Source organism: Paenibacillus lupini (genome assembly GCF_011761355.1).
Lineage (GTDB): Bacteria > Bacillota > Bacilli > Paenibacillales > Paenibacillaceae > Pristimantibacillus > Pristimantibacillus lupini.
The window spans coordinates 279,602-294,525 of the sequence record NZ_JAASRW010000001.1 but is presented as its reverse complement, the minus strand read 5'-3'; the positions used below and the strand labels follow the sequence as shown (position 1 = coordinate 294,525).

17 protein-coding genes are annotated in these 14,924 nt (G+C 45.3%); 1 reads left to right on the top strand and 16 read right to left on the bottom strand.

Annotated elements, in window-relative coordinates:
* Positions 1-21 precede the first annotated feature (21 nt).
* From dapB to FHS17_RS01550, 3 genes are read right to left on the bottom strand one after another with little or no spacing between them, the layout of a single operon-like run.
* Positions 22-780: a 4-hydroxy-tetrahydrodipicolinate reductase gene (gene dapB / locus FHS17_RS01560; protein WP_208420228.1), complete on the bottom strand. Its 759-nt coding sequence runs from the start codon at positions 778-780 to the stop codon at positions 22-24.
* A gap of 48 nt (positions 781-828) precedes the next feature.
* Positions 829-1,371 carry a tetratricopeptide repeat protein gene (locus FHS17_RS01555; RefSeq protein ID WP_167273172.1) on the bottom strand — a complete coding sequence of 181 codons (543 nt, stop codon included), beginning with the start codon at positions 1,369-1,371 and terminating at the stop codon, positions 829-831.
* A gap of 54 nt (positions 1,372-1,425) precedes the next feature.
* Positions 1,426-1,761, bottom strand: coding sequence for a nucleotide pyrophosphohydrolase (locus FHS17_RS01550; RefSeq protein WP_167273170.1), 336 nt, complete (start codon positions 1,759-1,761; stop codon positions 1,426-1,428).
* A gap of 144 nt (positions 1,762-1,905) precedes the next feature.
* Here FHS17_RS01550 and FHS17_RS01545 point away from each other — a divergent pair, with 144 nt between their 5' ends.
* The gene (locus tag FHS17_RS01545) at positions 1,906-2,772 is read left to right on the top strand and encodes a YitT family protein (protein ID WP_167273168.1); all 867 of its coding nucleotides are present in this window, start codon (positions 1,906-1,908) and stop codon (positions 2,770-2,772) included.
* Positions 2,773-2,775: 3 nt separating this feature from the next.
* On the opposite strand, the gene FHS17_RS01540 is transcribed toward FHS17_RS01545, so the two are convergent.
* The 13 genes from FHS17_RS01540 to hisC form a co-directional block, all read right to left on the bottom strand.
* Entirely contained in the window at positions 2,776-3,639 is an 864-nt protein-coding gene (locus tag FHS17_RS01540; RefSeq protein WP_167273164.1) for a sporulation protein YpjB, read from the bottom strand.
* Between the two features lie 396 nt (positions 3,640-4,035).
* Entirely contained in the window at positions 4,036-4,674 is a 639-nt protein-coding gene (locus FHS17_RS01535) for a DUF1405 domain-containing protein (protein ID WP_167273160.1), read from the bottom strand.
* A gap of 95 nt (positions 4,675-4,769) precedes the next feature.
* Positions 4,770-5,645, bottom strand: a complete 876-nt coding sequence (locus tag FHS17_RS01530) for a menaquinol-cytochrome c reductase cytochrome b/c subunit (protein ID WP_167273156.1) — start codon at positions 5,643-5,645, stop codon at positions 4,770-4,772.
* A gap of 18 nt (positions 5,646-5,663) precedes the next feature.
* Positions 5,664-6,335, bottom strand: coding sequence for a menaquinol-cytochrome c reductase cytochrome b subunit (gene qcrB / locus FHS17_RS01525; protein WP_015844031.1), 672 nt, complete (start codon positions 6,333-6,335; stop codon positions 5,664-5,666).
* 14 nt (positions 6,336-6,349) lie between these two features.
* On the bottom strand, positions 6,350-6,880 hold the full coding sequence (locus FHS17_RS01520) for a Rieske (2Fe-2S) protein (RefSeq protein ID WP_167273151.1): 531 nt from the start codon (positions 6,878-6,880) through the stop codon (positions 6,350-6,352).
* A 254-nt stretch (positions 6,881-7,134) separates the two neighbouring features.
* Positions 7,135-7,554, bottom strand: a complete 420-nt coding sequence (locus FHS17_RS01515) for a DUF2487 family protein (protein WP_167273147.1) — start codon at positions 7,552-7,554, stop codon at positions 7,135-7,137.
* A 149-nt stretch (positions 7,555-7,703) separates the two neighbouring features.
* Positions 7,704-7,886 (bottom strand): IDEAL domain-containing protein, encoded by a 183-nt coding sequence (locus tag FHS17_RS01510; protein ID WP_167273144.1) that lies wholly within the window; start codon positions 7,884-7,886, stop codon positions 7,704-7,706.
* Between the two features lie 215 nt (positions 7,887-8,101).
* The gene (locus FHS17_RS01500) at positions 8,102-9,289 is read right to left on the bottom strand and encodes a hypothetical protein (protein WP_167273139.1); all 1,188 of its coding nucleotides are present in this window, start codon (positions 9,287-9,289) and stop codon (positions 8,102-8,104) included.
* 839 nt (positions 9,290-10,128) lie between these two features.
* Entirely contained in the window at positions 10,129-10,734 is a 606-nt protein-coding gene (locus FHS17_RS01495; RefSeq protein ID WP_167273134.1) for a histidine phosphatase family protein, read from the bottom strand.
* A gap of 126 nt (positions 10,735-10,860) precedes the next feature.
* Positions 10,861-11,463, bottom strand: coding sequence for an anti-sigma factor family protein (locus tag FHS17_RS01490; protein WP_167273130.1), 603 nt, complete (start codon positions 11,461-11,463; stop codon positions 10,861-10,863).
* Complete coding sequence (locus FHS17_RS01485; RefSeq protein WP_167273126.1) at positions 11,460-12,056, bottom strand: RNA polymerase sigma factor; 597 nt, start codon at positions 12,054-12,056, stop codon at positions 11,460-11,462. Before FHS17_RS01485 ends, FHS17_RS01490 begins: the two co-directional genes overlap by 4 nt.
* A 579-nt stretch (positions 12,057-12,635) precedes the next feature.
* Positions 12,636-13,727 carry a prephenate dehydrogenase gene (locus FHS17_RS01480; RefSeq protein ID WP_167273121.1) on the bottom strand — a complete coding sequence of 364 codons (1,092 nt, stop codon included), beginning with the start codon at positions 13,725-13,727 and terminating at the stop codon, positions 12,636-12,638.
* A 4-nt stretch (positions 13,728-13,731) separates the two neighbouring features.
* Complete coding sequence (gene hisC / locus FHS17_RS01475) at positions 13,732-14,829, bottom strand: histidinol-phosphate transaminase (protein ID WP_167273118.1); 1,098 nt, start codon at positions 14,827-14,829, stop codon at positions 13,732-13,734.
* Positions 14,830-14,924: the final 95 nt, after the last annotated feature.

Genomic DNA, 14,924 nt, shown 5'->3' with positions numbered 1-14,924 from the left:
CTTTCTACGCTGTATAAGAAATTAGTCCATTACATGTTCGAAACCATAAATCAAACCACTGTAAGTCATGATTTTTTTGATCGCAACATTAACACCTGGCATGTAACCAGCGCGATCATAAGAGTCATGACGAATTTTCAGCGTTTGACCATAGCCGCCAAATACAACCTCTTGCTGAGCAAATACGCCTGGCAGCCTTACACTATGTATACGGAAGCCATTATAATAACCTCCGCGAGCTCCTTCAATAACTTCTTCTTCATTTGGGTTACCTTGACGAAGCTCTTCGCGTACTTGTGAGATCAGTTCAGCAGTCTTAATGGATGTACCCGATGGTGCATCCAATTTCTGATCGCCGTGATACTCAATAATCTCGACATGCGGCAAGTATTTGGATGCCTCTGCTGCGAATTTCATCATCAGAATGGCGCCAATGGAGAAATTCGGGGCAATCAAGCCACCCAGCCCTTTCTCCTGGCAAAGCTTGTCCAGCTCTTCGATTTGTTCAGGCGTAAAGCCTGTTGTACCCATAATAGGCCGGACGCCATATTCAATCGCGACCTTTGTATGCTGATAAGCTAACGCAGGCACTGTAAAATCAACAAGTACATCTGCCTTTGCGCCGCTTAGTGCTTCTTCAATCGTTGCGCTAACGGTAACTCCTGTATTTGATTTTCCTGCAAATAGTCCAGCGTCCACAGGACCTGCTGAAGGAGCGACGGCAGCAACGAGCTCAAGCGCCTCGTCCTCCAGCACCATTTTCACAACTTCACGGCCCATTCGGCCGCTTGCTCCGATTACTGCTACCTTAATAGCCACCAAGATCACCTAATCTTTCTGTTGTTGTTTGCCCATCACCCGTCTGCGCATCATTCTGCGCTTCCGATTTACATCAGCGAACAATCTCCGCGCTGCGGAATGTCCGGGATCTAGTCTAATTGCTTCTCTGGCATTAACCACCGAATCTTCAATACGGCCTATCTCCGAGTATGTCAAGGCAAGTAAATAAAAGGCCTCGAAGCTAAGTGGATCAAGCTCAGCCGCCTGTTGAAGCAGGGGCAGTGCATCCAGGTACCGCGATGGCTCTTCAGCAAGCTTAAGCTCTGCCGAGGATACCAAGAGTTTCGACTCAATCGTATGCAGATGGTATAAATATTCGGGATGATTACCTTCAAGCTCTATTGCTTGCTTCGCATATTGATGCGCTTTGCTCCATTTGCCGCTTCTGGCGCATGAAACCGCACATTTATGTTGATAGCTCGCATTTAGAGGTTCTGCCGCTATCGCTTGCTCGAACCAATAAATCGCCTGTTCGAAATCACTATTTAGAATAAACTCATACGCCTTCTTCACGCAGCTTTCCCCGTCCATATGCCCATCCTCCTTGTACACAGGTTGATGGTACAGCATATGTAGGAGGGTGTTCTACTGTTCGGCGTTTTTTCTAGTCCAGCGATCAGCGTCCCGAGTATTGAATTTATTCATGACTTTGTTATGCGCTTCCGTCAGATCAATGTTGAGGGAATTCGCAAAGCAGGACAAAATAAATAAAATATCGCCAAGCTCCATCTCAATGGAGTTTTCTTCTTCATTGGGCTTTTTCGGCTTCTCACCATAATAGTGATTCACTTCTCTGGCGAGCTCGCCTACTTCTTCACTTATTCGCGCCATAAGAGCTAATGGGCTGAAATAGCCTTCTTTAAATTGACCGATATAGGCATCTACTTCGCGCTGGATATCGGCTAACGATTTATCTGTCATTGCTGATGACCCTTTCTTTCTTATGTATAACGCTAATATCACCTATGTTAACGTAAAGAAGCACTGAAAACAATGTTTTTTGAGCCGTTCATTAAGCTATAATACTTAAATAGCTTGTTCATGAACCTAAAAGGAGTTCCTCATATGCCGCGGAAATACATGCTTCAACTTCGAACCATATTACCCATTCTATTGGGTACAGCCATCTATGCCTTTGGGCTTCATTATTTCGTGATACCAAACCAACTGATGGAAGGCGGCGTGACCGGGATCGCCGTCCTGCTAAACTACGCTGCCGGCTGGCCGCTCTCAATCTCAACCCTGATTCTGAATATTCCGCTCTTTGTGATTGGCTGGAGGAAGCTAGGCCTTGGCGAAATGGCCTATACCCTTGTTGGTGTTATCTCACTATCCGGTTTCCTTGCATTGATGGAATGGTTGATTGACAAGGGCTGGATCGTTACGCTAAGCAATTCCCACGACTACCTGCTAGCTGCTCTTTATGCAGGTGTGACGTTAGGCGGCGGATTAGGTATCGTCTTTCGGGCAGGAGGAACAACCGGAGGCGTCGATATCATCGCCAGAATTGCTTCCCGACGTAAAGCTTTCAGTATGGGGCAGTTTATTTTACTTACTGATGCCATTATCATTGGCATCTCCCTTTTCTATATTCCGATTGAGAAAGTACTGTACACCCTTGTTACTGTCTTTGTCGCATCCAAGCTGATCGACTTTATTCAAGATGGCGCTTATGCGGCCAAATCTTTCTCGATTATTACCGAGCATGGCAAGGAAATGGCTGCCCAGATCACATCCGAGCTTGACCGAGGTGTTACTTTAATGCCAGCACTCGGCGCTTTTTCCGGGCAATCAAAAGAGGTCGTCTACTGCGTTGTTCAGCGGCAAGAAATGCGCCGGCTTAAGAACATTATACGCCGTATCGACCCCAGAGCTTTTACTGTAATTAGCGAAGTTCATGATGTACTTGGTGAAGGCTTCAAAGAAGAATGAGATTTAGGAGAGCGGCTTTACGCCATATGGCTGCTGCTTATATTTGCGCCAGCCTATGTACGTAAGAACGGCCATAATGATCGCGCCTAGCAGCAAGATCCAGCTAATCGGATTCGCCTCACCTGGTGGGGCGATGACCGGTTCTTCTTCTTCAGAATGACCGTTATCGAATAACCGATTTAGAGAATATTCCAAATCCTGAATCGAATTGTCCGTCCAGTCCTGCTTTGTCTGACCTTTCATCCCCGCTTCAAGAAGGACATTGGTATAATGCATGCGTTCCCTTAATTCCTCAATCCGATCCGCCGGCCGCTGCATCGAAGCAGCAACTTCAATCCGCAGCAGGTGTTCATTGAAGCTGTTCATCGCAGCGCGGGCTGCAGTAGCACCGTCATCTGTCTGTCTGTTCCATGAACGGTTTACACGCTCCAAATCCTCCAGCATTACTTTCTCATACTGCAGCCATAAGGCATGTTCCGGACGCAGCAGCGCATCAGTTGTGAGATGGATACGCGCCGAAGCTGTTAACCAATCCGAAGTCATCTTACCGTTCTTTAGCGTGAATGCGATAGAAGAGATACTATCCTCCATCAACATCCATCCAGCAGCTTGTCCGGCTTGCCGAACTTCTTGTTTGTCCACAAGCTTGGCGAGCTGCTGCACATATTTATAGCCAGCTTGGCGATTGTTCTTGTAAGCAGCTTCGTATAAAGCTGTCGCCGTCTCGTCCAGACGAATCAGCTCACTCCGTGACTCGTTAGCATGGCCAGTCCCAATCAGTTCCGAAGGAAAGGCTTTAGCAACCGTAACCGAACAGACGGTCATGACGATACATAAGAATAAGGGCAGTACAATTCGTATCTTCATGGACATCCCCTCCTACAAAGAATTGCCGCACAATGGGCCAAGTCCAGCTTGCCCATGCGGTGATTCTTACTTCGTAAGCATCTACTTAAGAATTGCCGCACAATGGGCCAAGTCCAGCTTGCCCATGCGGTGATTCTTACTTCGTAAGCATCTACTTAAGAATTGCCGCACAATGGGCAAGTCCAGCTTGGCTCATGTGGTGATTCTTACTTCGTAAGCATCTACTTAAGAATTGCCGCACAATGGGCAAGTCCAGCTTGGCTCATGCGGTGATTCTTACATCGTAAGCATCTGCTTAAGAATTGCCGCACAATGGGCCAAGTCCAGCTTGGCTCATGCGGTGATTCTTACTTCGTAAGCATCTGCTATGACCACTTTATGAAGGGATGTCCATCCTTATGTCTGTTTTTTTGCCTTTAAAGCTAAACCTCCAACAATAAAACTGAAGATCGTTAAGCTATACGTAAACCACTTCACCTGTGTCAAGTTATCCATGAGGGAATCTGACAGCCATGGGAAGACATCATATGTATAATCCACCGTATCATTAAGCAAAAGCCATAAGGTACCGATAACAGCAGCCCCTACTCTAGCCTTCATAAACCTAGCGTATAAAAGCACCTCAATAGCCATTGCCGAATGAGAACACATTAACATCCAATGCTCCCAATGCAGCGGATCTCCCTGCATACTGCCCGCAACAATCATGGATACAGCCCAGATCCCATATTTAATAGAGGTAACGACCGCCAGACCCTCAATTATCATCCTTGCGCCATTAACAAATTTGGAGTTACCACGCGGTGGAAACAGCCAATACAGTAAGGTGATAGTGAAAAACAAGCTTGCCGTCGGACTATCCGGCACAAAAACAATTTGCCATAGCGGATGGTTGCTGAGAGTATCTTCAATTTGATTTCCATACCAAATGTACCCATATACGGTACCAAGGAAATTACAAATAAACATCAGCCATAAAAAAAGGCGATTCAACAGAAACGATCTGCTCCAAAACCAAGATATCGGTAACCCCATTGGAATGTACGTCCCTCCATTTTACCCATATAGTAAGGAAAACTTCGAAAAAAACCTGATCGCATAAATACGATCAGGTTTTCAAGGTGCTGCTATTATTCAGCTGGCGCTTTTTGCTTCGACAGCCAAGTTGTTAATTGGTCAATCTCTTCTGCAGTCAGTGTGCCTTTGAAGGATGGCATGCCGCCGCGACCATTCGTAACCGTCTCAACTAGTTCTTCCTTCGACAAACGATCGCCAACACCAGTCAAAGCTGGGATTTGCGGTGGATTGCCTTTCAGATCAGCTGCGTGACAAGTTACACATTGCGCTTTCTTTGCAATATCCATCGCTGGATCATTAGCATCAACAAGTGCAACAGCCTTATCTTCCTGCTTCGTTGCGCTTGGTACTTCTTGGCCTTTTTCGTGGGCCTCACGTGCTTTCTCTTCACGAACATGATGCTCAGGGATCGAGTTCGTAGCTTCCATTTCATGCGTGTAGTGATTCCAAGAAATAACGGTCAAATACACACAGGAAATTAATGACAGGAACATAAGAGATGAAGCAATTGGACGACGATAGAAGCGGCGCTCTTTACCTGTATCCAGGAATGGAGCAAGCAGTAAACCGCCGAACATAACAGCTGGAACACCCATTGTACCAAGTACGATATAGTCACCAGATACCCATGGATATTTCAGGAACTGATACAGGAACAAGAAATACCAGTCTGGCATTGGGATAAAAGCTGCGTTTGTAGGATCCGCTGGATAACCAAGCGGTGCACCCTCAGCAATTGTCCATGTCAGGAACCCGACTAGAACGACACATCCGACCATCCATTCCTTAAGCAGGAAGTTCGGTATGAACGCTTCCGATTTACCGGGGTAGGACGTATAATCTGGCGGAATGTTTGGATGATTGCTTTTCTTCACCCGTGAGTCGCCAACATAAACGACCTTCTCGTTCGATTTATGACCGTGCGCCATAATAAATCCTCCCTTCGCTTAAAGTGGTCCAGAGATGCCTTGCTTCCGGATCATCAGGAAATGCGCTGCGAGCATTGCGATCAGAGCGCCAGGCAAGAAGAATACGTGAATCGCGAAGAACCGTGTTAGCGTTTGCGCGCCAACGATGTCGCCGCCGTACAGGAATTCACCGATATAAGGTCCGATATACGGAACAGATTCTGCAATCTGTACGCCAACCTTCGTCGCGAAGTAAGCTTTGTTATCCCAAGGCAGCAGGTAACCTGTAAAGCCGAGGCCTAACATAATGAAGAAAATCAGCATCCCTACGACCCAGTTCATTTCACGCGGAGCTTTATACGAACCGGTGAAGAATACACGCAAGGTATGTAAAAACATCATAACGATAACTAAACTTGCTCCAAAGTGATGCATCCCGCGAACAATCCCGCCAAATGCTACTTTATGGTTCAAATAGTCAACACTTGCATAAGCATTGATGATGTCCGGTACATAGTACATGGTAAGGAACATGCCGGACAAAATTTGAATTACAGTAATGAAGAACGTCAAACCGCCAAAGCAGTACACGAAAGCGGAGAAGTGATGAGCAGGGTTAACATGCTCAGGAACTTCGTGGTCCGCAACATCCCGCCATAGCGGCGTAATATCAAGACGTTCGTCAATCCAGTTGTACATCGATTTAAACATCTGCTATCAGCCTCCTATACCCGAGAGTTTTTCTTAACAGGACCTAAGTACACAAAACCGTTTTCAATTTTCGTTTCATATTCATCTAATGGGTTTGGAGCAACTGCAAGGTTCTTACCATCTACGGTATATCTTGCACCGTGGCATGGGCAGTCATACTCATGTTTGCCTAAGGTATTCCAGCCAATCGTACAACCCAGATGCTTACAAACTGGCGAAAGTGCAAAAACTTGGTTATTTGCATCTTTCGTAATCCATGCTGAAAGCTCCGGATCACTTACGTACCAACCATCGACCTGATGAATTTGGAACTTGAATTCTTGAGGCTCACTTGTTATTTTGCTCTCTTCAACTACTTTAACCCATGTACCCTCTGCTTTTTTTGCTAAGAGAGGATCAACCGCAAAACGGACCATAGGCAAAACCGCGCCACCCATCATAAAGGCAGTCGTACCGCCGAGTGTATACGACAAAAATTGACGCCGGGACATCTCTTTGCGTTGAACCGGACGATGCGCGGTTTCTTGATGTTCGTGGTTACTCATCTTCTGTTCTAACCCCCTTTGCCAACCATTTCTCGCGTTCAGCCACACGGCAAAACGCTTGACGAACTAGGACATACACTATAATAGCCTAGGTGCTTGGGAGCGTCAAGAATATGGCTCGCGATTTGTTTACCTATAAAATGCCATTCATAAATTTGTTGGCAATTTGTCACAATTAACCTTGCCATAACTTTTGTTTCCCCAAATCCCATTTTTTTTATTCAAAAAGACCATGTTCACAGCTTGACATCCGACTAGGATTCGCCGGGATTCCACATTGCCACCACTGCTTTCGACACAGATGCCGCAGTTGGTGCCGCTCCATCTTGTTCCGGGCAAATGATTAGATCCGCTTCCGGGCATGTCAGCCCTTCTTGATTCTTAGCAGAAATAACAATAACAAATCGGAATCCTGTTTCCTTCAATGAACGGCAAACTCGTGAGACGATGTTCTGATCAGTGTCTTCGCTTATGTAATGCATTGCGGGATAAGTAACGATCCTTCCTTTAAACGGAATTTCGATCAGATCCATAACATCCCTCAATTGTTCAAGCGCTACTCGCGCTTCATGAGGCTGTTCTATCCCCGTCATGCCTGTTACCGGCAGCAAACAAGTGTCAAGATATGGCTTAAGCTCGTCCCATTGTTCATCTGCAATATCACTAAACTTCATTCCTGCTCCCTCTCCCTGCTTAAATTGAACCCATCCCTCTATGTTACCCATAAAGGGGGATCTTGCCAATCATTGCAAACAAAAAAACTCCCGCAGCTATGACGGATTGCTTGCCTCCATCATAGGGCGGAAGTTTCTATTTGCGTAAATTAGCTTTTCAATTGATTTAATTGAGCAGCTAAACGGTAGAACGTATCCTCGTCCCCAACAGCTAACGCTTGATCAATCCCTTTGTAAATCTGATCGGAGCGAAATTTGTGGACGGCTTCATCTAATACCATTTCCGCTGCTAAACCTAGCATTGCTTCATACGCAACTTTCATTTTGTCCATAGGATACACCTCCAAACCGGCGTTTAAGAGATCCTATCGTCTTCGACTTTCGTCACGCGGTGATTAAAGTGAAAGAGTATAGGTCAACTTACTTCGTTCTCTGTCACAATCGAACCGGCTCCTACTTTAAGCATATTCACCATTCTGCGCGCCGATAAGTACGATTGCCCCCATTCCAATTAATATGCCATCGCCTAGTTGGTTTCATAGAAATTCTAATAGAGAAACATACGATCTTGATCTTCGAGGCTTACCCCTGCGATAAGCGCTCTTCCCATTTTCGTCATCCGGACAACTGGTCCATGCTCCTGATGTTCACCAACGCGCAGCATGCCCAGATGCACCATCATCCCAATCAGTCGAACATCGAGTACCTTATCCGCCGTGTCATAATAGAACGGTTTAATAAAAGGTACGAGCACTTTACGAAGCGATGCGACTGTAACCCATTGCTCAGCCAAGCTGTTCATCCAATGAACTAGTGCCAGCAAATTAGGGATAGGTCCTTTGTAGAGTTTCAACCAAAACTTATACAGCTGTTCCATTTCATTAACCGGTTTGTTATGCAGCCGCTCTTCACCAATCGTCGATAGAGCAAGTACCAGATTATTATCTGCAAAATACTTCATATAGCTGCAGTAGTCATAAAGGAGAGACATCCGGTTCGGATAATGGTGGAAATGTCGGCCGTATCCGAAGCGCCACTCGCCTTTGGATGGCAGCTCCTCCTGGATAGCCAACTTTTCTAATATTTGTCCACTGAATCGTTTGTACATTGAGCCATCTGCAGCCAGCTGCACTTCATTGTGATAAATATAATGAAGCAGATGATAAATATCATCCTGTGCAAGCATCTGCTCATCCCGGTACACTTGCGGCTCATCCGTATAATGCAGCTCAGCTGCGAATTTTTTACGGAGCGTATCACGAAATCTTGTTCGTAGATCCTGCGGAACTTGGAACATATAACGGTTCGTTCCCGTTACACCATTAAACAGCCATCCCTGATGCTTGAACCTGGAGATCATCTCCCGCGGTCCGCTTTCTTTAGGCGCTTCCGCCTCTGCTTGTTTTTTCTTTGAAGTACGTTTCGTTTTTTTCTGCGGCGGCGGCTCTTCCGCTGGCGGCTCAAGTTCACCAAACTTGCTTTGCTGAACCCTCGCTACAAGCTCTTCTAGACTGAATGAATCTCTCGATTCGAACAGCAAGGAGTTCAAGAACCGCATTTCGTCTAGTTTCATACTGCTGATCTGCGCTTCAAATACATCTTTCCGGCTTACGGTTGAGAGAATAGACTGAATCAAATCATTTTTGGAGTGGCCATTGCACTCACATTGATACACGGTAGCGATCCGGCTTAATTGCTGAATATCAGCATAGCCCAGCATATCCGACAAATTCATTAAATCTCTCCTTTCCGTAAATACCCGCGCCGCCTAAGCTCTGCTTCGCGAGCTTGTTATTTGATTCGCTAGCAATAATTAGTATCATTATGGGAAAATAATTGAATTTTAAAACTACTTGTGTGAAAAAGGTTTACATCGCGATAAGTGGAGCCGCTGCGCAAGCAATTGTTCTTCGATCGCCATTGATACCGGATTCCTCCATATTAGAAGTGGTTACTGTAAGGAATCCGGATATCAAAAGCGAACGCTTCGCTTCTACAGAACATTTGCTTGCTCCGCTCCCGCTCGCTCGTTTTCACACAAAAACCATTTAAAATTCAAAAGAGAGGACAGCAAATAGGGCTGCCATTTATTTGGCAGCCCTTAATTAGCTATGCGCTTACATCGGCTCTAACCTTGCTTTAATACTCATAATACTCTGGCCACACTCCCCGTTGTATTTACTCCAACATTATCTATCTTTCTCCAAGCCCCGTGGCCATACGCTGGATTTACTCCAACCTGATTCATCTGTAACAAGGTTACTGGAGTTTTCGAGTTCATCTGACTGTATCAAATCCAACATAGGCGAGCGAGTAACAGTAAATACAGTGATCACGATGGATGAAATCCAACGTGGCACTTCTCAGAACTACAAAAATAGGGCTGCCAGCAATCGGCAGCCTATAACTTGTTAAAACAATAAAATTGACGAGGGAATGAGCGGCGAATGTATCTCCTGGAGGAGCGAAGCGCTCGCCTTTGTCATTTTGAATACACAAATAACATCTAATCAAAATTCAAAATGACAACAGCGACCGGAAGGAGATACATTCCCGAGATTGACCATCTGTCGATTAAAACTTCGAACTCGATGCTTCCTGCTCCTGCTCCAAATGACGAGTACAATTATACAACAACGGTTGCCACTGCTCGTCCTTCAACTGAAGAATCGAATAGGACAAATTACCGAGATGCTGTTTCTCCATATCGGCACATAACGTATCGAACATCTGCGCGAGGAATCCGCCATGAGACACCACAAGCAGCCGTCCTTCCGGCTTGCGCTGCTGCCACTCCGCTATAAAAGCTAGCCCACGGGCACGGACTTCCTCATCGGATTCCAAGCCCTGTGCAACCTCACGCCAATTTTCTCCCCAGCGGTCAATCCGCTCTTGTAAGATAAGGCCTTCAACTTCGCCAAAATTTCTTTCCCGTAATCTTGAATCGCCCTCAAGAAGAGGAATATCCAGCTTCTCAGCAATTACAGAGGCAGTCTGACGAGCCCGCTGCAGATCACTGGAAATAACAGCATCCCACAGCTTCTCATCATGGCCTAACCGTTCAGCCAGTGCATTCGCCTGCTTGATTCCGAGTTCATTTAAAGGAATATCTGTTTGACCTTGAATTTTTCCCAGTGCATTCCAATCGGTATTACCGTGACGAACCATTCCAATAATCATCTTACTATCCCTGCTTTCCTGCGGAAATGAGAAAACCTCTATCGTGGTCATTCGAAGATGACGATCACGGTTAGAGGTATAATTACAGAAGCCCAACAGGGACTTCGCATGTCCTAAGCTTTTGCATCAGCTTCGAGTTCTAGACAACCAGTTCAATATTAATAATGACATAACTACACCTAAAAGCGATAGAGCGATCCAATATTGCGGGAAAGTCGGGACGACCTGCAGCACGAATGGATCACTGACACTCGCCACAGGCACTTCAAATTCAGCACTAATAACAAATTCACTGCCAGAAGCATTTGCTGTATCCATTAAACCAGTCAACTGCGCCATCTTCTCTTCGGAAGTGCCATTCTCATTTCCATTAATGAAGAAGATCAATGTACATGTAAAAATAGTCAAACATGCGGCCAGCACAATGGCTAAGTTACGTCTAAAAGCAGGCGAAAAATGATAACTTTTCTGAGATACAGGCAACAGCCACGATTGTTCAGCATAAATGCGATCCATGACGCTGCGATTCACATGTTCCATTTGAGCACTGACAACCTCATCTTCTTCCGAAAGTATGCGAATCATTTCTTCGCTTTCTTCCCATAGACGGTATTGTTCTGCACAGTGCTCACAATCGAGCAAATGAGCTTCCATCGCTTCACGCTCGACATCTTCCTCAGAAAAATCCCCGAAGAGATCGAACTTGTCTTGTACGTCATCGCATTTCATCGTGTGTTCATCCCCTCGTATTCTTCCATCATCGGCGATTCGCCAAAATAAGGCTCAAGCTGCGTCTTTACGCTGGCTCTTGCCCGGAATAACAACGATTTTACAGAACTCACCGTTTGACCCAAGATATTAGCAATCTCTTGATAGTCGAGCTGATCATATTCCCTCAGAATGAGTGCTGAGCGTTGTTTCTCAGGTAAATTATTAATAGCCTCCCGAACCATCGCCATTCGCTCACTGCGCAGCACATGCTGCTCAGGTACCTGGTCAGGCGGGGCCGCAGGCATCATATTAGACTCGTCTAATGGTACATGAGCCGACTTTTGCTTACGCAGCTCACTAAGTACCGTATTACGTGCAATGGTATACAGCCATGTTGAAAAAGAAGCATCTACCTCACGAAAAGAATGAAGGCTGCGGTATGCTTTATAGAAAGTTTCCGAGCACAAGTCTTCCGCAAGCAGCTCCAGCTTTGCACTCTTCAACATATGATAGATAAAAGATAATATCTTTCGTTGGTAACGTCGCATCAGCTCAGAGTAGAGCTCGATGTTTCCGTCCTTGATCTCACGTATTAATTGGGAATCAGTCATGACAGGCGAACCTCCTCACCTGCGAATTCTTCTTCCCAGTTCGATTATGTAACATTGTACCGAACCGGAAGCGAAAAGTTGCGGTCATTATCATTAAAATTTTCAATAAATACGATGTATGTAATTCGATGCTCAATAGTCAAATTCCTTCTTCTTTCGACAAAAAGGGTTTTCATCCATATTTTAACAACAGGACTGTCAATACGTATTGTAACATACGAACCTGCATTAGTCTTAAAAAATAAGTAAACTCTCATTTCTTTAAAAGCAGGAATTTGTCGGAATAACAAGGATATGCTCGTCCAAAAAATGAGCAAAAAAAAACCACTCCGAAGAGTGGTCAGCGTTCATGATGAACGCTATAGTTTTGGATAGGAGTGGAGAGAAACCATACTGTACTTTTATTATATGTATACGCTTCCACTAAGTCAATGCTTTTTTTGAAAACGCTTAAACTTTTTTTGAAAGCGTTATCCGCTATTGCATCCTTAAAGAGCATCCAACCATTAGCGGTTAACAAGCATGTATAGAGAAATCCTTACCCTTTTCATACACAACAAAAAAACCTCTTTCGAGGTTTTATTGGCGAACGGTATATCCGGTTTTATCGAGCAGCAGCATCGCTTGATCCAGATCTTCCTGTGTACGGAAAGATAAACGAAGAACACCAGGAACATCTTCTCTGCTCTCAATGATATTAATATTACTAAGATTAATCCGAGCACTGCCAAGCTCGCTAGCAATGTTGCCGATAATCCCAGGATGATCGGGGACATCCACATAACAATCGTATAAGGAATGAATCATCCCTTTGCGGCGTTCCGGTAATTTACTGCGGAATTCACCTGCTGTCTGAAAGGCTTCCTCAATGGCATCACCGTCAAGGGATTCAAGCATAACAGCAAATCGCTCGACCTCACCATTCCAATCCTTGAGAAGCTTAAGCAGCACCTCACGGTTATTAATGAGGATGTCCCGCCAAACAACCGGGTCACTGGCTGCAATTCTCGTAATGTCACGGAATCCGCCTGCCGCGAGCAATTCGTACAGACCATTATTCTCATTGTAGCCACGAATTTGATTAACGAGTGCTACTGCAATCATGTGTGGAAGATGGCTGATCGCCCCAACAATCTCGTCATGAGACTTGGAATCTACGCTTACAAGATGCGCTCTTGTATGCACAAGCAGATTTCTCAGGCGTTCCAAATCATTTACTGATGTTGATTCATCAGGTGTAAGCACGTAGAAGGCATTCTCGAACAGATTTGTAGATGCCGCTTCTACACCAGAGCGCTCGGAGCCTGCCATAGGATGGCCGCCAATAAACGTTGCTCCGTTCAGCTCCAGTCTTTTGCCGCATTCAGCAACCGAAGCTTTCGTACTGCCGACATCTGTAATAATACAGCCCGGCTTCAAGTTAAGCTTGCTAAGTTCTGTAACATACTCTTCAAGGTTGCCTACAGGCACGCATAGGAAGATAAAATCTGCTCCCTCTGCTGCTTCCTGCAAGGAAGTCGTTGCATAATCAACGACTCCCCGCTTCATATATTTCTCTACAGAGGATTGACGGTTCGAATATCCGACTACCGTTAGACCAGGCTTACCTTTAAAGCAAAGCGCTAGTGATCCTCCAATTAATCCTACTCCAAATATCGCAATCTTTGTCATAAGGCTATCCGCGCACCGCCGCTTCTTGAAGAACTTGCTCGAAAGCGGCAATAAACTTCTCGTTCTGTTCCGGAGTGCCTATAGATACACGAATATAGGTCGGATAATAAGTCCACCGAGGTCTAACGATAATCCCCCTGCGGAGCAATGCCTGGAAGACTTCAGCAGACGGAAGTTTTGCATCCACCATAATAAAGTTGCCGAATGCAGGGAAATATTTTAGACCAAGCCGATCGAATTGGCTGTAGAAATATTTAATTCCCGCATTGTTCTGTTCACGGCAGAACGTGACAAAGTCATCATCTGCAATGGAGGCTGTTGCTGCAACCTGTCCAAGTCGGTTCGTATTAAAGGGTTCGCGAATTTGATTCATGTATTGAATCACATCCGCATGACCAATCCCGTAACCGATCCGGAGCGATGCCAGTCCATAAATTTTGGAGAATGTGCGCAGGACGATCAAATTACGATAATTTTTCAGAAGCTTGATTCCATCCGGGAAACCTGGCTCATCAACAAACTCGCAATAGGCCTCATCCAGCACGACAAGAACATCTTTAGGCACTTTATCGAGGAAAGCAGTAAGCTCATCTTCCTTGACAATAGTACCTGTCGGATTATTCGGGTTACATACCCATACGAGCTTTGTACGGTCGTTAATCTTGGCAAGCATAGCCGAGAGGTCATGTTTGCCGTCTTTCAAAGGTACTTCAATAATGCGCGCATTCTCGATTTCGGCATTATGCTTATATTGGGAGAACGTTTCATCTGCCATGATCGTTTCATCGCCAGGTGCGAGATAAGTGCGGCAAAGCATAAGTATAATGTCACTTGATCCGTTTCCGAAAATAATCTGGTTAGACTCTACCCCGAATTTTTTCGCAACCGCTGCATTCAGCTCAAAGCTGGCACCGTCCGGATATGTGGCAATTTGACCTAACTCATTTATGATAGCTGCTTTCGCCAGTTCGGAATAACCAAACGGGTTCTCGTTGGAAGCAAGCTTAATTACTTCCTCTAATCCAAGCTCTCTCTTAACGTCCTCAACCGGTTTCCCTGGCTGATAAACAGGGAGATGCACTATATTACTTTTTGGCTGCATCGCCATTCACCTCTTTGTCTTATTGGCTAACTGCATGTTTTCTATTGTCTCACATCTCGTAAAGGTTTTAAAGGGTAGGCAAGTAAATTAGGACA